This is a genomic window from Sphingomonas radiodurans (assembly GCF_020866845.1).
In the GTDB taxonomy this organism is placed as follows: domain Bacteria; phylum Pseudomonadota; class Alphaproteobacteria; order Sphingomonadales; family Sphingomonadaceae; genus Sphingomonas; species Sphingomonas radiodurans.
In genome coordinates, this window is record NZ_CP086594.1 from 1,627,875 (window position 1) to 1,646,056 (window position 18,182).

Consider the following 18,182-nt stretch of genomic DNA (forward strand, 5'->3'; position numbering starts at 1 on the left):
TCGGCGAACTATATCTCACTGCTCCGTCGATCCGGGGGAGCGAGAGGGCAGGTCACGCATTTCATCCTCGGTAACAACGGGATGACGTACATGAAGGCCGCCCTGCTCGCATCGACGCTCCTCCTGATTGCCGCCCCGGCCGCCGCGCAGAGCAGCCCGGAGGATAACGACAAGGCGAAGTTCGAAGCGCATTTCTACGAATTGACCCCGCTCAAGCCCGGGGCGGACTTCGCTTCGTCGCTGAAGCTCCCGCGCGGCTATCGCGCCAGCGTGTGGGCGAGCGACCTTGGCAACACGCGCGTCATGGCGGCCGCACCCGACGGCTCGATCTACGTCAGCCGGCGGTCTGAGGCGGACATCATCCGCCTGACCGACGCGAACCGCGACGGGCGCGCCGATGGGCCGCCGACGGTGATCGTCAACCGCCCCGGCCTGCACGGGCTGACCATCCACGAGGGCATGCTTTACTTCATGACCGCGCGCGAGGTGTTCCGCGCGCCGTTGCGGCCGGATGGCGGCATCGGGGAGGTCGAGACCTTGATGGACGACCTGCCCGACGCCGGGCAGCATCTGAACCGCACGCTCGCGGTCGGGCCCGACAAGATGCTCTACATCAGCGCGGGATCGACCTGTAATGCCTGCGACGAATCCAGCCAGGAGAATGCGACGCTGATCCGCGCGAGCCTCGATGGCAAGTCGCGGCGGATCTGGGCCTCTGGGCTACGCAACACGATCGGCTTCGGCTGGCATCCGCGGACCGGCGAGCTGTGGGGCTGGGATCAGGGGATCGACTGGCTCGGCAACGACCTGCAGCGCGAAGAGGTCAATCGGCTCGAACGGGGCAAGCGATATGGCTGGCCCTATGTGTTCGAGGACGGAAAGCTGAATCCGCAGGACGAGCCGCCGGGCGGAATTACGGGGGCGCAGTGGGCGGCCGCCTCGACCAACCCGGTACTGATGCACGTCGCGCACTCCGCCGGCATGCAGATGGCGTTTCACCCGGGAGGTGGCTTTGGCCCCGACGCGGGCGGCGATGCTTTCGTGGCGCTGCGCGGAAGCTGGAACCGCAAACCTGCGTCGGGCTATGAACTCGTCCGCATCCGCTTCGATGCGAACGGCCAGGCGACGCGCATCGAGCCGTTCGTCAGCGGCTTCATGAGCCGGGACGGCACTGGTCACTACGGCCGGCCGTGCGGCGTCGCGGTGATGCGGGACGGCTCGATCCTTTTGTCCGACGATGCGAACGGCGTGATCTACCGGATCACCTATGACGGCGCGACCGGCCAGGCCGCTGCGCTGGCGCCGCCGGCGGGGCCGATGCTGGAGCAAGCCGCACGCGGCAACAACGTGCCGCTGGCGCTCACCAGGCCCGAGGCACGCGCCACAAGCGCTGCGCGGCTCACCGTGAGCGCCAGTGCCTTCACGGCGGGCGGCACGATTCCGCGCGAGCAGAGCGAATATGGCCTCGGCATCTCGCCTGCGCTGAGCTGGACGGCAGTGCCAGGCGCCGCGTCCTACGCCATTATCGTGGAGGACCCGGACGGGGCCGCCAAGCCTGTGATCCATTGGGTCGCCTGGAACGTGCCCGCCGGCACCACCCGCCTACCCGCCGGCCTGCAGGAGCGCGACCGCTTGAGCGGCGGGCCGCTGGAGGGGATCATGCAGGGGGCGACGGGACGCGGCACGGTCGGCTGGTATGGCCCCCGCCCACCGAAAGGCGATCGGCCGCACCACTACCACTTTCAGGTGCTGGCGCTCGACCGGCAGCTGGAGCTGTCGATCGGCGCGACACGTGACCAACTGCTGGCGGCCGCAGCGGGCCATGTGCTGGCGACGGGCGAAGTGATCGGAACCTACGCCGAAGCCGAGCGCCCGTAACGATCCGCAGGATCCTGTATCGGCTTCGTTGCGCTCGCTTCGGTGACGATGTGGCTGCGCTTTATCCCATGTTTCAGCTAACGGGCGTGAGGTCACCGTCAGCCGGATCTCGATCGAGAAATCGACGGACGAGCACGCAGGCGTCTCGCGTCGCAGCGTCGAGGAAGCCGTGAGACCAATCCGGTCGCTCGACGATCAAACCGTTGACCAGCAACGGCGCAGCCTTGCGCGTGTAGTCGGTCAAATCATCGTTGCCGTTGATGACCATGATCGGCTGGTGGATCTGCGGCAGGCCCATGTCGGGCAAGTGGTTGAACGCCGCGCGATGGCCCCACCATGCGCGCCCACGGCCGAGTAGCGCATCCGGGAACATGTCGGCGATCGTCTCAAGCGGCAGGCCGCTGGGCCGGTTGTGGCGGAGCCAGCCGTTCCAGCGCTTCAGGACGTGCGACCCATCCTCCTTCGGGGCTTCCGGCGCGTAGAGGGTGCGCATCGCTTCGCGTTCGGCATCGGTGAAGATCGGGGCGGACACGAGCACCAGCCGTCTGATCTCGTCCGGCCGCGCGCGCGCGACATCGCAGGCGATCATTGATCCGGTGTGATAGCCCATCAGGTCGACCGGCCCCGTAACGTCCAGCGCGTCGATCGCAGCGAGCATCGCACGCGCATAATCGCCGATCTCTGGTGGGGTGTCCGGCGTATCCGACATGCCGAGCCCCGGCGTGTCCACCGCCACGATCAGGCGATCCTCCCCCATCATCGCCATGAAGTTGCTGTACACACGGCCACTCATGGGGCTCATGTGGAAGCAGAACAGGGCAGGCCTTTCGGTCGCCTTGCCGGCGATCCGCACGTGCAATTGCCCGAACGGGCCATCGACATAGTGACGACGTACTTCGACCAATGGTTCGTCCTTTCGATTACGGTCAGACAAGCGGGCAGTAATCTTCCTTCTCGACCAGATCGTAGGCGAAGATGAACTTGGCCATGCCCGTCAGCACCGCCATCACCACGCCCAGCTCGACCAGTTCGGCGTCGCTGAAATGCTGCTTGAGGCGATCGTAGAGCGGCCTCGACACGGCGCCCTTCAGGTTGGTGAGCGCCATGACGTCGGCGAGTTCGAGCGCCGATTGCTGGCGCGCATCGAAGGGGCCGGCGGCATAGTCGCCGATCGCGTCGATCTCCGCGTCGCTCAGCCCCGCGGCGCGGGCGGCGAGGCGGTCGCTGCGGTTGCAGAAGGCGCAGCCATGCAGATTGGCGAGGCGGAGGCGGACGAGTTCGAGCACTTTGCGGTCCACGCGTCCGGAGTGGAACAGGTCGCCGTAGAAACTGTCCGTATACCATCTGGTGACGGCGGGAGCGTTGCCCATGACTTCCACGAAGGTCGTGTCGCCGTGCAGCGCCTGGGTGGCATCCCACATCGGCAGCAGCGCCGGATCGAGCGCGTCGCGCGGGACTCGGTTGAACGGAGTGACGGGCTGCATCGATGCGCTCCTACTGCTGCTCGATCGGCGCGCCGGTGAGCTCGTCGAGCTCGAACACCGACGCCATGTAGCCGCCGACCACACCTTTGACGTAGAGGTGGTCGCCATCGGTGGAGAGCCACATGTCGTAGGGCGGATGATCGTTGGTCGTGCCGCGCAGGCGAATGCGCCGGCATTCGAAGGTGCCGGCGGGCACCGTGACGGTTTCGAGCCCAACATATTCCAGCCCGCTTTTGGTCGTCGCCAGGAACGGCCCGCTGGCACCCAGATGGTGCAGGCTGTGCATCAGGTTCTGGCCCCAGAATTTCACGTGACCCGCCCCTTGATCGAACGGGAATGCGGCGCCCAGCCAACCGTCGCTCTGCACGGCATGCACGCCGAACCCGCGGAGCGGGCGCTGGATCGCAATGCGTTGCGACAGCCGCCCCTCGGCTGCGGTGAAGCCCTCGTATTCGGCATATTCCCGATCGAAGCGGAACCAGCCCGAACCGGTCAGCCGCCCCTGGTTCATGATCCGCACATAGGCCTCGCAAGGCTGGAATGCGGCATCGACGGAGAGGACGCTGTCGCGCACCACGACGTCGGCACGCAGGGCCATTTCGCAATGTGCGGTCAGCACGCGAAGACCATCGGCGCCGCGCGTCATGCTCCAGCGCTCGCTCCCCCACCGTTCGCCGTCGGCGTGGCGGTACGTGATCACGCCGTCACGACGCGGTAGTGGCACGTAATCGCTCATCCGCCGATACGAACGAGCGCCCGCCCTTCCGTCTTGCCGAGCGACACGCGCTCGATCTGCGCGCCGGCCTGCGCGAGGCCCTCGGCAATGTCCTGCACTTCGACCAGCGTGCCGTCCCGGATGTGCGGGGCGGCATAGTCGATCCACTCGGCGCGGCGGGCGAAATAATCATACACCACGACGCCGAAGATCTGCGCGCGCTTGCCGATGATCGGGCCGACGGGGAGCCGCGCGACGCTGCCGTCGCCATAATGCTGCGCGAGGCCGCACAGCACCATGCGCGCGTTGATCGCGAGCCGCGGCAGCACCGCATCAAGCACGCGCTGGCCGACATTCTCGAAATGGACGGTGATGGCGGCGGGCAATTGCTGCTCCCAACCATCCGTATTGTAGTCGACACACGCGTCGAAGCCGTAGCGATCGGTGGCGATCGCGCATTTGTCCGGGCCACCGGCAATGCCGACGACCGTCGCGCCTTCGATCTTCGCGATCTGCCCCGCCGTTCCCGCCACGACGCCCGCTGCGGCATCGACGGTGAAGACGTCGCCCGCGCGTACCTTCGCCAATTGCGTCATGCCGGCCCACGCGGTGAGGCCGGGCATGCCGAGCACGCCGAGATGCTCGGCGATCGCGATGGCAGGATCGACGCGGCGCAATCTGGCGACCGGTACGATCGCCTCCTCCGCCCAGCCGCAATTACCGACGACATGATCGCCAGCCACGAACGCCGGATCGTTCGATGCGAGCACTACCGCGACGCTTTCGCCCGGCAGCGACTCACCGGGGGCGGGCGCCTTGTCACCCATGTGCCGGGCGCGCAGCGTCTGCCCGACATAGGGATCGAGCCCGAGCCACAGCAGGCGGACATGGACCGTGCCTGCGAGCGGCGTGGCGGGCAGGCGGCGCTCGATGATCTCGAAATCGGCCGCGACGGGGGCATCGGTGATGGCGTGGCGGAGCACGACCTCGCGAATGGCGGCGCTCATGCCGCCGTCGCCACGCAGACGGGGCAATCTTCGATCGGCGCATTGGCGACCGATGCGACCATGGTCCTGAGCAAGTCGATTCTTCCTTCTCTTACATGCGGGGCCGAGCGCAGCGGCGTGGCAGCGAGCGCCGCCTTCACCCCTTCGGCAAGCGGGTTGATGACGGGAATGGTGGCCGTCGCGGCGATGCGCGCGGCGATCGGGGACATGCAGGTGCAGCCGAGCAGCACCGCCTCCGCGCCCTGCGCCGCGGCCCTGGCGACGGCTGCAGCTATCGCGTTCAGGAGGGCGTCCTCGCCGCGCTTCACATCGGCAAGATAGCCGTCAGGGCCGGCGAGCCGATCGAGGTCACCTTCCTGCCCGACGTTGTCGATCGAGAGGCAGGCGGCCTCGTACCCGTAAGCGCGCAGCAGATCGGTGACGACGAAGTTCATCGATGCGGGCCAGACGGTGACGATCGCAAAACGCCCGTGCGCGGCGGCGGCGGCCATGCCGGCCGCGCCCGATCCGATGGCGGGAATCGCGAGTGCCGCCCGCATGACGTCCAGCCCGTAATCGCCGACGCTGTCGATCACCACGGCGTCGCAGCCCTGCTCGGTCGCGGTGATCGCAGCTTCGGCATGGCCGATCGCCTGCATCGCCCGCTCCAGCGGCGTGTAAGGGAAGGCCCCGACACGCGAGGGGAACGCGATGAGCGTGGCTTCTGCCGGCAACAGCGCTGCGAGTTCCGGGGCCGGCGCAGCGCGGTTGAACGGGTCGTATGGTGTGCCGATCAAGCCGATGCGCATCACCCGATCTCGACGAGTTCGAGCAATTCGCCGGCCGGGCCGACCACGGTCGCGGCACGCCGACGGCCGTAAAAGGGGCCATCGCGCGCCACCGGCGGGGCAACGAAGTCGAGCCCGCGGCCATCGAGCGAGTCGATCGCCAATGTCACCAGCGCATTGCCCGGCGGCAGCCGACCGTCGTCGCGGGCGCGCGGACCGGCTTGCGCGGGATAATCGTCGATCTCGACGATCGGCATTCGTCCGGCCTGCGCCATGCTGATCGTCGTCAGCGTCGCCGGGTCGAGCGCGAAGGCGTTGTTAATCATCGAATAGGGGATGGTGTAGGTGCCGCCTTCCTCCAGCCCCAGCCGCTCCTCGTACCAGCGCATGGTCGTCGCGCGATCGGGGGTTGCGAGGATGACGATGAACAGGTGGTCGACCGAAGACGCGGCGCGCGGCAGATCGGAGGTGGGCGTGTCCTGCCGGACTTCGTTGAGATAGACCATTTCGCGCCCGCGCCCGAGCATCTGCATCGCCACGAAATAGGGGAGACCAGGGATTTCCTTGGGCAAGCCGACGATATCGAAGCCGCTGCCCGCGAGCCGTGCGGGCCAGCCGAATACGTCCTGCACGGTGATCTCGTAGGCCGCCCATCCGTAGGTGCGCGCCGGCACGAAATCGGATCGCAGCGGCTGCTCCACGAGCCGCACGTGGCAGGGCGCACCGCTGGTCGGAGCGAGGGTCGCAAAGCGTGCCCCAGCTGCGGCCGGACAGCCCCAACTGGCTGCGAGGCCGGCGTCGATCACGCCGTGTTCCACCACCATGAGGCCGAGCGCGTCGCGATAGTCGGTGAGCGCGCCGGCGAGGTCCGGGACGGTCGAGAGGCCACCGATGATGCGGCCATGCGTCAGGAAGGTCATGCGCCGCCTCCGCGTCGGAAATCGGGTGGACGCCGGGCGAGGAAGGCCTCGACGCCCTCGGCGAAGTCGGGGAGCGAGAACGCTTCGGCGAACAGTGCGGATGTCTCCGCGTCGTCGTCGGCCTGGCCATCGAGGATGCGGCGGACGATCGCCTTGGAATGTCCGATGCTGTGCGCCGAATTGGCGGCGATCGTCTCGGCGAGTTCCTGCGGATCGTCGGCGACGAGGTCGATCAGGCCGATGCGCAGCGCCTCGTCGGTGTCGAGCAGCGCCCCGGTGAACAGGATTCGCTTGGCTTGCGACGGCCCGACCAGATCGACCAGCAGCTTCGTATCGTGCAGCGAATAGACCAGCCCCAGTTTCGCAGGGGTAATGCCGAAGCGCGCCGGCGCACGCGCGACACGCAGGTCGCAGGCGATCGCGATGCCGCAGCCACCGCCGACGCAGTCTCCTTCGATGAAGGCGATGACCGGCTTGGGCGCGCGCGCCAGCGTCCGCTGCGCGTGCGCGATCGCGGCCTGGTTGGCGGCGCGCCAGTGCGGATCACGTGCGCCCGCGCCAAACTCGGCGATGTCCGCTCCCGCGCTGAACGCGCCCGGCTCGGCGGCGCGCACCACCAGCACGCGGACGGCGGGATCGGCCATCGCCTCGTCGATCAGGGTGGGCAGCGCCTCCCACATCGCCTGGGTGAACGCGTTGCGCTTGGCCGCGCGATCGATCAGCAAGTGCGCCACCGCGCCGCGACGGTCGAGCCGCAACGTCATGCCGGATCGACCTTCGCCAGATGCTGCGCGATCTCTCGTCGAGTGGCGACCCACACACCATCGTGCGCACGCACGTGACGCAGGAATTCCTCGAACGCCCAGATTCGCCCGGGCCGCCCGATGATCCGCAGGTGCAGCCCCAGCGACATCATCTTGGGATTGCCCTGCTCGCCTTCGCGATACAGCTGATCGAAGCAGCGGCGCGCGTAATCGAGCCAGTCCTGCGGCGTGTAGGCCGGATCGGTCCACATCTTCATATCGTTGTCGTCGATCTGATACGGCACGATCGCGATCGGACGGCCCGGCACGGTCTCGCGATCCCAAAAGGGCACGTCGCCCGAATAATCGTCCATGTGATAGTCGAACCCTGCCTCGATCAGGAGGCGCCGGGTATTGTCGGTGTGGAGATAGCGGCTGAGCCACCCGTAAGGGCGTGTGCCGGTGGTCCGTTCGATCGAGGCGACCGCCTTGGCGATGAAGTCCCGCTCGGTCGCTTCGTCCATCTTGAACTGGTGGATCCAGCGCCAGCCGTGGCTGACCGGCTCGTGCCCCAGATCGCGGATCGCGGCGGCAATCTCGGGATGGTTCTCCAGGCTGACCGCGGCGACTGTCCAGCTTGCGCGGCTGTCATAGTCGCGCAACAGCTTCACGATGCGCGGGGCGCCGGCCTTGATGCCGTAGCGGTAATTGCTTTCGTTGCCGTAGTTGCGCAGCGCGCCCTTGATATGGATGCCCAGTTCATCGACCGGCTCCATCCCGCGATCGCCGCGCGCGACCGTCATCTCGGAGCCTTCCTCGACATTGACGACGATCGACAGCGCGATCTTCTCGCCGGCGGGCCAGTCGATCCGTTCCTCGCGCATCAGTGCATTTCCTCGCCGCCGGAGACGTTGATCGCCTCGCCGGTCACGTAGAAGGCGTCGTCGGATGCCAGCCAGGCGCAGGCGGCCGCCGTGTCGGCGGCGTCACCCGGGCGCCCCATCGGGTTCTTTGTCGCCATGTTGGCAAGGTACGACGCGGTATCGCTGAACCCGAGCAACGCGGCGAAATACTCATTCTGCTGCGCGCCGAGCCCCGTCGTGACGTGGTTGGGGCAGATCGCATTGACGGTGATCCGGTGCGCGCCGAGCTCCAATGCGCTGGCACGGGTAAGCCCGATCATGCCGTGTTTGGAGCTGACATAGGCCGGCAAGTGCGGAAAAGCGGTCTTGGCCGCCTGGCTGGCGATGTTGATGATGCGACCGCCCTTGCCGCGCGCGATCATCGCACGGGCCGCAGCCTGCGTGCCGTAGAAGGCACCTGACAGGTTCACCGCGATCACCGTCGCCCAATCCGCCGGATCGACGTCAAGGAACGGCTTCATCATGAAGCCGATGCCGGCGTTGTTGACGAAGACGTCGACGCCGCCGAACAGCCGATCGGCTTCCGCGACGAGCGCGGTGCATTGCGCCGGATCGGACACGTCGCAGGCGATCGCCGCAACCGTGGCGCCGGTCGCGCGCAGGCCGTCCGCAACTGCCATCGCTTCGTCGTCGATCACACGATCCGATACGACGCAATTCGCGCCCTCATCAGCAAAGCGCCGCAGGATCGCCTGGCCAAGCCCTTTGTCCTTGCCCGATCCGGTGACGATTACCGTGCGCCCGGCGAAACGCGCCATCACAGATCCTCGGTGAGCATGAATTGCGGATTATCGGCGAAATCGGCGAACGCGCCGGCGACCTTCTGGAATGCCTCCGTCGACACTTCGGCGACGAACGGATCGAGCGCGGTGATGTCGATGACCTCGACATATTGATACGGCGCGGGCGCTTCGCTGCCGAACAGGCCGGTCGTGCGGTGAACGCTGAAGCGCTCGACCGATTTCAGCGCATTGGCACCCGGGATGTCGCTTTCGCGCGCCCATGCCTCATAGGCGCTCGCATCGACGCCGGGCTTCAGATTGAACAGGACGACGATCCGCATGGAATTCTCCATCAAATGAGCAGGGGGGCAGGCATCGCGGCGACGATGTGACGCGCGAGCGCGATCAACGCAGCCTCGCTGTTCGGCGGGCCGATCAGCTGGACGGCGACGGGCATCCCGTCGGCATCGAATCCGGCAGGGAGCGAAAGCGCGGGGAGGCCAGCGATGTTGGCTAGCGCGGTGAAGTCCGCCTGATTGGCTGGGGCTCGGCTGCCTTGCGCGAAGGCGACCTGCGGCGCGGTGGGCAGCAGCAACACGCCGTCGGCGCCGATCGCCTCGCGGATCGTCGCGCGGGTGGCGGCGAGCAGCGCCGGATCCGCGGTGGCACGGTCGGCATAGTCGAGCAGCCAGCGCAGATCCTTCGAGAGCAGCTCGGCGCCAGTGGCGCGCTCGTCCCCCAGCCATCGCGACATTTCGCGCGCACTTTTGACGAAGCCCGCCGTCCGAATCGCGGAGAGTTCATCAAGCCGAAGGGGCACTCGCTCGAGCTGGTCGAGCGTATGCAGCGCTGCTTCGTACCCGGCCAGAACGGCCGGCTGGCAATCGACGCCGGCAAGGTCGTCCAGCAGGATCAGCCGCTTGAGCACGGGTGAATCTGCGCCGCCGCCCAACGCGAGCCACACCGCCTCCAGGTCAGCGAGCGACCGGGTGAGCGGACCGATGCAATCAAGTGAGCGCGACAGTGGAACCAGCCCGTCGTCGCTGAGCGCACCGTTGGTCGGCTTCAGCCCGTAGACACCGCAATACGCGGCCGGGATGCGGACCGAGCCGAGCGTATCGGTGCCAAGGGCGAGGATGCAGAACCCGGCCGCGACCGCCGCCCCGCTGCCCCCCGACGAGCCACCGGGCGTCCGCGCGGGATCGAGCGGGTTGCGCGCGCTTCCGAACCACTCGTTATCGGTGGTGGCGCCAAGCGCCGCTTCGTGCATGTTCAGCGTGCCGAGGATGATCGCACCGGCCGCGCGCAGCGTCTCGACCACAGCTGCGTCGCGATCGGCAACGATGGTTCGGCGCAGGCTCATGCCCGCATTCCAATGCAGCCCCGCAACCGCGATGTTCGCCTTCACCGCGACGGTAACGCCTTCGAGCGGGCGTGCTGTGCCGTCTGCGATCCGTGCGTCGCTTTCCACCGCGGAGCGGCGCGCGCCCTCGCGATCCACGTCGATGAACGCGCGCAGCACGGGATCACGACGATCGATCTCCGCGAGCGCCGCGTCGACCACCGCGCCGACGCTGGTCTCGCCGGCGCGGACGACGGCATGCAGTTCGGCGATGTCGAGCCGATCGAGCGCGGGCAAAGCGGCGGTCGGCATCAGCCGCGCTCGTCGATCAAGCGGATCGGCTTCTGCCGCACGTCGATCTGCGTCAACGACGCGGTGCCGCCAGGCGTCGTGAACTCGACCCGCACTTCGACACCGAGCCCCCGGCGCAATATCGCCGCGATCTCGCCACGGTCACTGTCGCCGCGGCTTTCGAGCAGCACGACCATGTCTTCGCGCTGGGTCGCGGGATCGCGCACCATGCGGCAGACGAACTCTCCCGTCAGATCGGGGCGGTTCTCGATGATCGCGCCGATCGCGTGCGGGAACACGTTGATACCGCGCAGCTTGACCATATTGTCGCTGCGGCCCTTGAAGCCGGCGATCCGCTTGAAGACGATACCGGTGTCGCTTTCGCCCGACAGTTCGTGCGTGATGTCGTGCGTATTGAAGCGGATGCACGGGGCGATATCGTCCTTGTAGAGGCACGTGACGACCATATCCCCGGTGCCGCCCGCCTCGACCGCCGCGCCGGTATCGACGTCGAGCAGTTCGAGATATTGGGCGTCTTCCCAGACGTAGAGGCCGTTGCGGTCCGGCCCTTCCCCGGCAATCGCGCCGGTGTCTCCGACGCCATACCAATCGAACGCCTTCGCGCCGCCCCAAGCGGCCTCCACCGCGGCGCGATCCTCTGTCCCGAGATGGGCGAAGATCATCCGCACGCCGAGTTGCTCGAGAATACCCTCGTCGCGCGCAACATCGGCCAGCTTGCGCAGATAATCGATGAACCCGACGAGCACGGTGACGCCGAAGTCGGCCATCAGCCGTACCTGATTGATCGACCGCGTCTCGATCCCCGTTCCGGCCGACAGGAAGATCGAGTTGGTGTAGCGCGTCACCGCCTCGCGGATGTAATGCCCGCCGTTGATCATGCCGTGGCCGTAGACCGACTGGACGACATCAGACGGCTTCAGCCCCTGCCAGCGGTACATGCGTCCGACGAGCAGATTGGGAACCTCGCGTCCCTTCGGACCGAACAGCAAGGGTTGCGGGCGACCGGTGGTGCCCGACGTGGTGTGAAAGATCACCGGCGGATGATCGTCACCCTCGATCCCGGCGAAATCGCCCAGCGGCGGATAAGCGGCGACCGAGGCCATTACGTCCGACTTGTCGTACGTCGGCAGCTTCGTGATGTCCGCCAGGCCATTGATATCGCCCGCTTCGATCCCTTTCGCGCCCCACAGGCGCCGGTAGAACGGAATCTGCCATCCGCGCTGCATCAAGCGGCGGAACTGTGCATCCTGGATCGCGAACAATTCGTCGCGGCTCATCCCCTTATAGCGTGCTTCGAACGCGTCGCCGATCGGATAGGCCCGGAGCAATGCCTTGGCGTCGATCGCCTCGAAATAGGTCGGGAAGGTCATGCCGCCTCCGGTTGCGTGAAATAGGCCAGGGGATCGTCGAACAGGCGCGGATCGACGGCGGGGTTTGCCAGTTCGCGTGCGAGATCGCGTTTGGCGGTGGCTGCACTGGCGTCGAGCGGTGCGGCGGGGCTGCCGTACGTGTCCGCGATCGTGCGTTCGATGCGGGCGCCGTCGGTGCGGACAACGGTCAATTTCTGCGGTGACAGCGCGTTCGGATCGGGATTGTCGTCGACCGTGACGGTCATGCGGCCAGCCAATGACAGCAGCTTGGGGTCGGCGAAGCTCTCGGCCGTGACGCGGCGCGGGTCGATGCGTCCGTCGCACAACATCAGCGCCGCGAGGAAGGGCAGGCAGAGCCGCGCATAAGCCGGCGTCATGTCCGGGGTCGGAGCGCGGCCGACGAGGCGCGCGATCAGCGGCGGGACATGCGCGTGGATCGCGGCGACCGTGTCCGGCGCCACCGCTGTTTCGCGCATCAGGTCTGCCAGCGTGGCAAGCGTCGCGTGACTGGCGCGGCCCGAGGGATAGGGCTTGGTGCTGACTTCCGCGATGCGCCAGACGTTGCCGAGATCGCGCCTATAGCTCGCCAGATCGCCATCATCGATCAGCTTGAAATAGCCGAACGGCCCTTCGAGCGCGTCGTGCGGCCCGGTCAGCCCGGCACGGACCAGATCGACCGCGCTGATCGCGGCGCGCGCGGCAGTCGCGACCTGGAGGGGGAGCGCGACCGAGCCCTCGACATGCGCCTGCATCGTCCCTGCGCAGGCGGAATACGCGAGGCCGAGAACGTCGTCGAATTGCGCGCGCGAGAGGCGCTCGATCCGGGCAACCGCGAGGGCGCCGCCGATGCAGCCGGCGGTGGCCGGGCGGAAGAAGCGCAGCGCGCTGGTCGCGGCGATGCCGAGCCCGCTGGCGATATCGACACCGACCGCAATCGCGCCGAGCGCCTCATCCGCACTGCACCCGCGGCGGCGATCGATCGCCGCGCCGACCGCGGCAGTAACGACCGACAAGGCATGGACCACGGCCGCTTCGTGAACCGAATCCCATTCGAGGCAGTGGATCGCAAAGCCGTTGAAGAAGGCGGCGGATGGCGCGGGAAGACGTTCGGCGCGGTCGAGCAGCCGCGCCGCATCGCCAACGCCCCAGCTCGCGACGGCGGCACGAACGGCCTGCGCGGCGGGCGACGCGGCACCGGCCGCTCCCACGGCTAGCGTGTCGGCGAGCAGACGGCGTGTGTGATCGCGTACGTCGGCGGACAGCCGATGATCGGCGTGCGCGAAATCGAGCAAGGCGGTTGTCGCGCTCACGCCCATGCCGCGATCCACGCGCGCGCTTCATCCGGGTCGTTACTGTCGAGCGCGGCTGCGAGCGCGGCGTCGATCCCCGCCCCGTCCACGCCGCCCCAGGCAAGCAATGCACGCGCCTTGGCGACGATGGCGTCGCGATTCATCGGTCGTTCGGGATCGCCCAAGGTGTCGATCAGGACGACCTCGCCGCGCTCGCTGCGGACCGACGCACCGAAATGCGCCGGGTAACGCGCGGTAAAGCCAGCGTCCTCGCGCACCGTCACGTGCGCTCGTGCGTCCGCCAAGGCGTCGAAGCTGTCGGGCTCGAAATCGGTTAAGGTGGGCTCGCCGCGTTCGGTGACGATCGCAACCGCGTGCTGCAGCGAGAACTTCGCTTCGATCACGCTGCTCGGCGTTTGGCGGTCGCAGAAGGTGATCGCGTCGGCGTAGGTCGCAACCTCGATCGCGCCGAGCAACTGCCCCCGACGCTTCAGCTCCAGCGCGGCTTCAATCGCCGGATGCGCATGCCGGCACGCACCCCATGGCTTGAAGCTGACTTCCTCGATCCGCCATCTGTCTCCCAGCATCAACGGGCGCGGCGCATCGCACGTCGCGGCGTGCAGGCCGAGCGGGCCGTCGAGGATAGCGCGCGGGCCGGTGACACCCTGCGCCGCAAGCCGGGCAGCGCGCAGGCCAGTTTCGACTGCCTGGACGATATGCCATTGCTTGGCATCGTTGGGCTCGCGGCGCATCTGCCACAGCCCACCCGCCACCGATCCAGCGAGGCCGAACGCGGCGACATAATCGTCGGGCGTAGCATCATTCAGGCTTGCGGCGGTTGCTGCCGCGCCGAACCCACCCGCGGTCGCACTAATATGGAAGAAGGCGTAGTGGCGCGCGTCGAACGTCGCGCCGATCGCGATCATCGCCTCGTATCCGCGGACGGCAGCATCCAGCAGCACGCCCATGTCGCGTACCCCGCTTAGTAGCGCGGTGGGCCAGACGACGGGGCCGGGATGGAGGATGGCTCCGCGATGGACGTCGTCCATTTCCATCAGATTGCCCAACCACGCCGCGCGTTCGAGCGCCGGCTCGCCGCGCAACTTGCTTGCGAGTGGGGATCGGCGCGCAGCCCCGACGCAGCCGAGCCAATCGAGCAGGTGCATTCGCGCAAGATCCCGCGATGCCGCATCGACCGGGCGCATGAGATGCACCGTAAGCCGTTCGGTCAGCGTGAGGCTATCGCTGCTCACGCGCCCAGTTCCGGTGCGCGTGCGGGAGACCAATGCTCGCCGGCAAAGCGGATCGGGGGTGCCAGATGGTGCGCGCCATTGGCTTCGACCAGCAAGCCGCGCTCGCCGATGTGCGGTGCGCGCAATGCCTCGGCGAAATCGAGGACCGGCGCGAACGCGACGTCACGGTGAGTGAACCAAGCGGTCCATTCGTCGCGTGTGCGCGTCGCGAACGTCGCGCGCAGGAACGCCATGACGGGAGCTTGCCCAGCCCCCGCCTCGCCTTCGGCCGACGCGATCAGGTCGGGTCGGCCGAGCGCGGTCAGCAGCGTGCGGACGAATTTCGCCTCGCGCCCGCCAAGGGCGACATGACGACCGTCGGCGGTGGCATAGACCTGATAGAAAGCCGCGCCGCCGAGCGAGCGTTGCGTCGCGGAGCGCGGCGGCTCGCCGCCCGCCAGCGCGCCGCCCGCGATGTGGACGCACCACGGCAACAGCGAATCGAACATCGCGATGTCGAGGTAATCGCCGCGCCCGGTCTGCGCGCGGCCCAGCAGCGCCATCAACACCGCGGACAAGGCCGTCAGCCCAGCGGCCATGTCCGCCGCCGGGACGCCGGGGACGACGGGCGCGCCGTCGGCGCCGTCATTGACCGACAGGAAGCCCGCGAGCGCCTGCACCACCATATCGTGCGCGGGATGGTCCGCCAGCGGCCCTGACTGGCCGAAGGCACTGACCGAACAATAGACGACCCGCGGCGCGCGCTGCGCCACCAAATCCGGCGCGAAGCCGAGCCGCGCCATGACGCCGGGGCGAAAGCCTTCCACGAACACGTCGGCGCTTTCGACCAGCGCCCACAATTCGGCCTTGCCCGCATCGGTCTTGAGATCGATGACGCGGCTCTGCTTGCCGCGGTTGAGATTGCGGAACCACACCGACTGGCCGTTCTCGAACGGCGCCATGCCGCGTACCGGATCACCCGCGGGCGGCTCGACCTTGATGACCTCGGCGCCCTGGTCGGCCATCATCACCGTCATCATCGGGCCCGGCAGGAACTGCGAACAGTCGACCACGCGGATACCCGACAATTTGCCCATCAGACGATGCCGTCGCGGCGCAGCGTCGCGATCTCGTCGGTATCAAAGCCGGCTTCGGCCAGCACCGCATCGGTATCCGCGCCAAGCAAAGGTGCGGCACGGTTTGGCAACCGCGCGCCGTCGAGGCTGATCGGGTTGGCGAGCACCTTCATGGCGGCGCGATCGTTGTGCGAGACCTCGTCAACCATGCCGGTTTCCGCGAGGAACGGGCTGTCCAACGCGCCATCTAGGCCATGCACCGGCGCGACCGGCATCTGGCCCTGCAGGGCATCCAGCCAGAATGCCGTCGGCTGTTTGGAGAAGACTGCGTCGAGTTCGTTGGTCAGCGCATCGCGGTTGGCCGTGCGATCGGCGGGTGCGGCAAAGCGCGGATCGGTGGCGAGATCGGACTGCCCGATGCGATCGAGCAGCACCGTCCAGAATTTCGGCAGTTGCGCCATCACGAAGATCCAGCCGTCGGCGGTGCGAAACAACTGGCTGGGCGTGACCGAAGGGTGGCTCGACCGCGGCGTGCGCGTCACCACATCACCCTCGTTCATGTACCACATCGCGGGATAGGTGGTCTGGTGAAGCGCGGCGGACAGCAGGTCGACATCCACGTCGCGCCCGAGGCCGGTGTCCTTGGCCGACAGCAGCGCAGCGAGGAGCCCGACCGACATCATCGTGCCCGTCATGAAGTCGACCATCGACAGGCCAAAGCGCGTGGGCGGTCCGTCAGGCTCGCCGGTCAGCGACAGGAAGCCCGCCTCCGCCTGCATCAGATAATCATAGCCGGGCCACTTCTCGCGACTGTTGCCGCGCCCATAAGCGGACAGATGCGCACAGACGATCGCGGGATTGACGTCCTTCAGCGCGTCGTAAGTGAGCCCAAGCTTTGCGGGCAGATCGCCGCGCTGGTTGTTCGCCACGGCATGGCTGCGCGCGGCAAGGCGGCGGAATACCTCCTGTCCGGCCGCGCTCTTCAGATCGAGCGTGATCGAGCGCTTGTTGAGATTGAAGGTCTGGAAGAACAGGCTCTCGTTCGGGCGCAGGAAATGCGGCCCGACGGCGCGCGCCGTATCGCCGAACGCCGGCGACTCGATCTTGACAACATCGGCGCCAAGCTGCGCGAGGAACATCGTGCCGTATGGCGCGGCGCCATATTGTTCGGCGGAGAGGATACGATAGCCGGCAAGCGGCAATGGGCGGGCAGGCGCATCGTTCATGCCGGGTTCCGCTTCACCCACTGTTTGGAGATGATGATGCGCTGCATCTCGTTGGTGCCCTCGCCGATGCACATCAGCAGCGCGTCGCGATAATAACGCTCGATCTCATATTCCTTGGAATAGGCATATCCGCCGTAGATGCGCATCGCCTCTTCCGCGTTCCGGACCGCCGCTTCCGACGCGAAATACTTCGCCATGCCCGCCTCCATGTCGCACCGGTCGCCGCGATCATAGGCCTCGGCGGCATCGAACGTCAGCAGCCGTGCGGCGCGGGCGCGCGTCACCATCTCGCCAAGCTTCAGCTGGATCGCCTGATGCTCGGCGATCGGCTTGCCCATCGTCTCGCGCACCTGCGCATATTCGGTCGCCAGCCGCAGCGCGCCTTCTGCCAGCCCCACGCCGCGCGCCGCGACATTGATCCGGCCCAGCTCGAGCCCGCCGGTCGCCTGGTAAAAGCCCTGTCCCTCGACGCCACCGATCAGATTGGCGGCGGGGATACGATAATCCTCGAACACCAGTTCGGCGGAATCGATCGACTTGTAACCAAGCTTGTCGAACTTCTTGCCGACGCTGAACCCCTCGCCCTTCGGCGCGATGAAGAGGCTCATTCCCTTGTAGCGCGGATCGGCGGTGGGATCGGTCTTCACCAGCAGCGCAAAGCAGCTGCCGTTGATGCCGTTGGAAATCCACGTCTTCGTGCCGTTGATGACGTAATCGTCACCATCGCGGATAGCGGTCGTGCGGATCGCTTGCAGGTCGGTTCCGGCATTGGGCTCGGTCAGCGCAAGCCCGCCGCGGATTTCGCCGCTCGCCAGCCGCGGCAGCCATTCGCGCTTCTGTTCCTCGGTGCCGAACCGCTCGATCGCGACCGCGAGCATCAGATGCGAGTTGAAGATGCCCGTAACCGCCATCCAATAGGAAGAGATCAGCGAGACGATCTTCACGTACGTGACGGCCGGCAGCCCGAGCCCGCCATATTCCGGGTCGATCACTGCGCCGAACAGGCCGAATTCGGCCATCTGTTTGACGATCGCCGCCGGCCAGATGTCGCCGTGATCGTGCGCGACGACGACCGGGCGGACATCGCGCTCGATCCAGCGCGCGATCATGTCGAGCAGCGCGGCTTCCTCTTCGGGCGGCAAAGCGGCGACGGGCATGCGGGTTTCCTGGTTGCTC

At 67.2% G+C, this 18,182-nt stretch carries 18 protein-coding genes; 1 reads left to right on the plus strand and 17 read right to left on the minus strand.

Annotation, left to right across the window (positions count from 1 at the left end):
* The first annotated feature begins 90 nt into the window (after positions 1 to 90).
* Positions 91 to 1,878 (plus strand): YbhB/YbcL family Raf kinase inhibitor-like protein, encoded by a 1,788-nt coding sequence (locus LLW23_RS07845; RefSeq protein WP_228948219.1) that lies wholly within the window; start codon positions 91 to 93, stop codon positions 1,876 to 1,878.
* Positions 1,879 to 1,951: 73 nt separating this feature from the next.
* On the opposite strand, the gene LLW23_RS07850 is transcribed toward LLW23_RS07845, so the two are convergent.
* Genes LLW23_RS07850 through LLW23_RS07930 form a run of 17 tightly spaced genes read right to left on the minus strand, consistent with a single transcriptional unit; the run spans position 1,952 to position 18,163 of the window.
* The gene (locus tag LLW23_RS07850) at positions 1,952 to 2,782 is read right to left on the minus strand and encodes an alpha/beta fold hydrolase (RefSeq protein ID WP_228948221.1); all 831 of its coding nucleotides are present in this window, start codon (positions 2,780 to 2,782) and stop codon (positions 1,952 to 1,954) included.
* A 22-nt stretch (positions 2,783 to 2,804) separates the two neighbouring features.
* Positions 2,805 to 3,362: a carboxymuconolactone decarboxylase family protein gene (locus LLW23_RS07855; protein WP_228948223.1), complete on the minus strand. Its 558-nt coding sequence runs from the start codon at positions 3,360 to 3,362 to the stop codon at positions 2,805 to 2,807.
* A 10-nt stretch (positions 3,363 to 3,372) separates the two neighbouring features.
* A complete protein-coding gene (locus LLW23_RS07860; RefSeq protein WP_228948224.1) occupies positions 3,373 to 4,086 on the minus strand; it encodes a DUF3108 domain-containing protein in 714 nt (237 codons plus the stop codon).
* 8 nt (positions 4,087 to 4,094) lie between these two features.
* Entirely contained in the window at positions 4,095 to 5,084 is a 990-nt protein-coding gene (locus LLW23_RS07865; RefSeq protein WP_228948225.1) for an MDR family NADP-dependent oxidoreductase, read from the minus strand.
* On the minus strand, positions 5,081 to 5,872 hold the full coding sequence (locus tag LLW23_RS07870; protein ID WP_228948226.1) for an aspartate/glutamate racemase family protein: 792 nt from the start codon (positions 5,870 to 5,872) through the stop codon (positions 5,081 to 5,083). The genes LLW23_RS07865 and LLW23_RS07870 overlap by 4 nt, the downstream gene beginning before the upstream one ends.
* On the minus strand, positions 5,872 to 6,771 hold the full coding sequence (locus LLW23_RS07875) for a hypothetical protein (protein ID WP_228948227.1): 900 nt from the start codon (positions 6,769 to 6,771) through the stop codon (positions 5,872 to 5,874). The genes LLW23_RS07870 and LLW23_RS07875 overlap by 1 nt, the downstream gene beginning before the upstream one ends.
* Positions 6,768 to 7,535 carry an enoyl-CoA hydratase/isomerase family protein gene (locus LLW23_RS07880; protein WP_228948228.1) on the minus strand — a complete coding sequence of 256 codons (768 nt, stop codon included), beginning with the start codon at positions 7,533 to 7,535 and terminating at the stop codon, positions 6,768 to 6,770. Before LLW23_RS07880 ends, LLW23_RS07875 begins: the two co-directional genes overlap by 4 nt.
* Entirely contained in the window at positions 7,532 to 8,398 is an 867-nt protein-coding gene (locus LLW23_RS07885) for a polysaccharide deacetylase family protein (protein WP_228948229.1), read from the minus strand. Before LLW23_RS07885 ends, LLW23_RS07880 begins: the two co-directional genes overlap by 4 nt.
* A complete protein-coding gene (locus LLW23_RS07890; RefSeq protein WP_228948230.1) occupies positions 8,398 to 9,195 on the minus strand; it encodes an SDR family NAD(P)-dependent oxidoreductase in 798 nt (265 codons plus the stop codon). The genes LLW23_RS07885 and LLW23_RS07890 overlap by 1 nt, the downstream gene beginning before the upstream one ends.
* The gene (locus LLW23_RS07895) at positions 9,195 to 9,500 is read right to left on the minus strand and encodes an REDY-like protein HapK (RefSeq protein WP_228948231.1); all 306 of its coding nucleotides are present in this window, start codon (positions 9,498 to 9,500) and stop codon (positions 9,195 to 9,197) included. Before LLW23_RS07895 ends, LLW23_RS07890 begins: the two co-directional genes overlap by 1 nt.
* Positions 9,501 to 9,511: 11 nt before the next feature.
* The gene (locus LLW23_RS07900; protein WP_228948232.1) at positions 9,512 to 10,813 is read right to left on the minus strand and encodes an amidase; all 1,302 of its coding nucleotides are present in this window, start codon (positions 10,811 to 10,813) and stop codon (positions 9,512 to 9,514) included.
* The gene (locus LLW23_RS07905; protein WP_228948233.1) at positions 10,813 to 12,183 is read right to left on the minus strand and encodes a phenylacetate--CoA ligase family protein; all 1,371 of its coding nucleotides are present in this window, start codon (positions 12,181 to 12,183) and stop codon (positions 10,813 to 10,815) included. The genes LLW23_RS07900 and LLW23_RS07905 overlap by 1 nt, the downstream gene beginning before the upstream one ends.
* Complete coding sequence (locus tag LLW23_RS07910; RefSeq protein WP_228948234.1) at positions 12,180 to 13,493, minus strand: MmgE/PrpD family protein; 1,314 nt, start codon at positions 13,491 to 13,493, stop codon at positions 12,180 to 12,182. The genes LLW23_RS07905 and LLW23_RS07910 overlap by 4 nt, the downstream gene beginning before the upstream one ends.
* Positions 13,490 to 14,725 (minus strand): MmgE/PrpD family protein, encoded by a 1,236-nt coding sequence (locus tag LLW23_RS07915; protein ID WP_228948235.1) that lies wholly within the window; start codon positions 14,723 to 14,725, stop codon positions 13,490 to 13,492. Before LLW23_RS07915 ends, LLW23_RS07910 begins: the two co-directional genes overlap by 4 nt.
* Positions 14,722 to 15,801: a CaiB/BaiF CoA transferase family protein gene (locus tag LLW23_RS07920; protein WP_228948236.1), complete on the minus strand. Its 1,080-nt coding sequence runs from the start codon at positions 15,799 to 15,801 to the stop codon at positions 14,722 to 14,724. Before LLW23_RS07920 ends, LLW23_RS07915 begins: the two co-directional genes overlap by 4 nt.
* Entirely contained in the window at positions 15,801 to 17,006 is a 1,206-nt protein-coding gene (locus tag LLW23_RS07925; protein ID WP_228948237.1) for a CaiB/BaiF CoA transferase family protein, read from the minus strand. The genes LLW23_RS07920 and LLW23_RS07925 overlap by 1 nt, the downstream gene beginning before the upstream one ends.
* Complete coding sequence (locus tag LLW23_RS07930; RefSeq protein ID WP_228948238.1) at positions 17,003 to 18,163, minus strand: acyl-CoA dehydrogenase family protein; 1,161 nt, start codon at positions 18,161 to 18,163, stop codon at positions 17,003 to 17,005. Before LLW23_RS07930 ends, LLW23_RS07925 begins: the two co-directional genes overlap by 4 nt.
* Between the last annotated feature and the right edge of the window lie 19 nt (positions 18,164 to 18,182).

Coding starts and splice junctions, on each gene's coding strand:
- LLW23_RS07880 (WP_228948228.1), bottom strand. CDS start 7,535: ATGACGTTGCGGCTCGACCGTCGCGGCGCGGTGGCGCACTTGCTGATC.
- LLW23_RS07855 (WP_228948223.1), bottom strand. CDS start 3,362: ATGCAGCCCGTCACTCCGTTCAACCGAGTCCCGCGCGACGCGCTCGAT.
- LLW23_RS07885 (WP_228948229.1), bottom strand. CDS start 8,398: ATGCGCGAGGAACGGATCGACTGGCCCGCCGGCGAGAAGATCGCGCTG.
- LLW23_RS07920 (WP_228948236.1), bottom strand. CDS start 15,801: ATGGGCAAATTGTCGGGTATCCGCGTGGTCGACTGTTCGCAGTTCCTG.
- LLW23_RS07875 (WP_228948227.1), bottom strand. CDS start 6,771: ATGACCTTCCTGACGCATGGCCGCATCATCGGTGGCCTCTCGACCGTC.
- LLW23_RS07865 (WP_228948225.1), bottom strand. CDS start 5,084: ATGAGCGCCGCCATTCGCGAGGTCGTGCTCCGCCACGCCATCACCGAT.
- LLW23_RS07890 (WP_228948230.1), bottom strand. CDS start 9,195: ATGGCGCGTTTCGCCGGGCGCACGGTAATCGTCACCGGATCGGGCAAG.
- LLW23_RS07845 (WP_228948219.1), top strand. CDS start 91: ATGAAGGCCGCCCTGCTCGCATCGACGCTCCTCCTGATTGCCGCCCCG.
- LLW23_RS07925 (WP_228948237.1), bottom strand. CDS start 17,006: ATGAACGATGCGCCTGCCCGCCCATTGCCGCTTGCCGGCTATCGTATC.
- LLW23_RS07895 (WP_228948231.1), bottom strand. CDS start 9,500: ATGCGGATCGTCGTCCTGTTCAATCTGAAGCCCGGCGTCGATGCGAGC.
- LLW23_RS07905 (WP_228948233.1), bottom strand. CDS start 12,183: ATGACCTTCCCGACCTATTTCGAGGCGATCGACGCCAAGGCATTGCTC.
- LLW23_RS07900 (WP_228948232.1), bottom strand. CDS start 10,813: ATGCCGACCGCCGCTTTGCCCGCGCTCGATCGGCTCGACATCGCCGAA.
- LLW23_RS07930 (WP_228948238.1), bottom strand. CDS start 18,163: ATGCCCGTCGCCGCTTTGCCGCCCGAAGAGGAAGCCGCGCTGCTCGAC.
- LLW23_RS07870 (WP_228948226.1), bottom strand. CDS start 5,872: ATGCGCATCGGCTTGATCGGCACACCATACGACCCGTTCAACCGCGCT.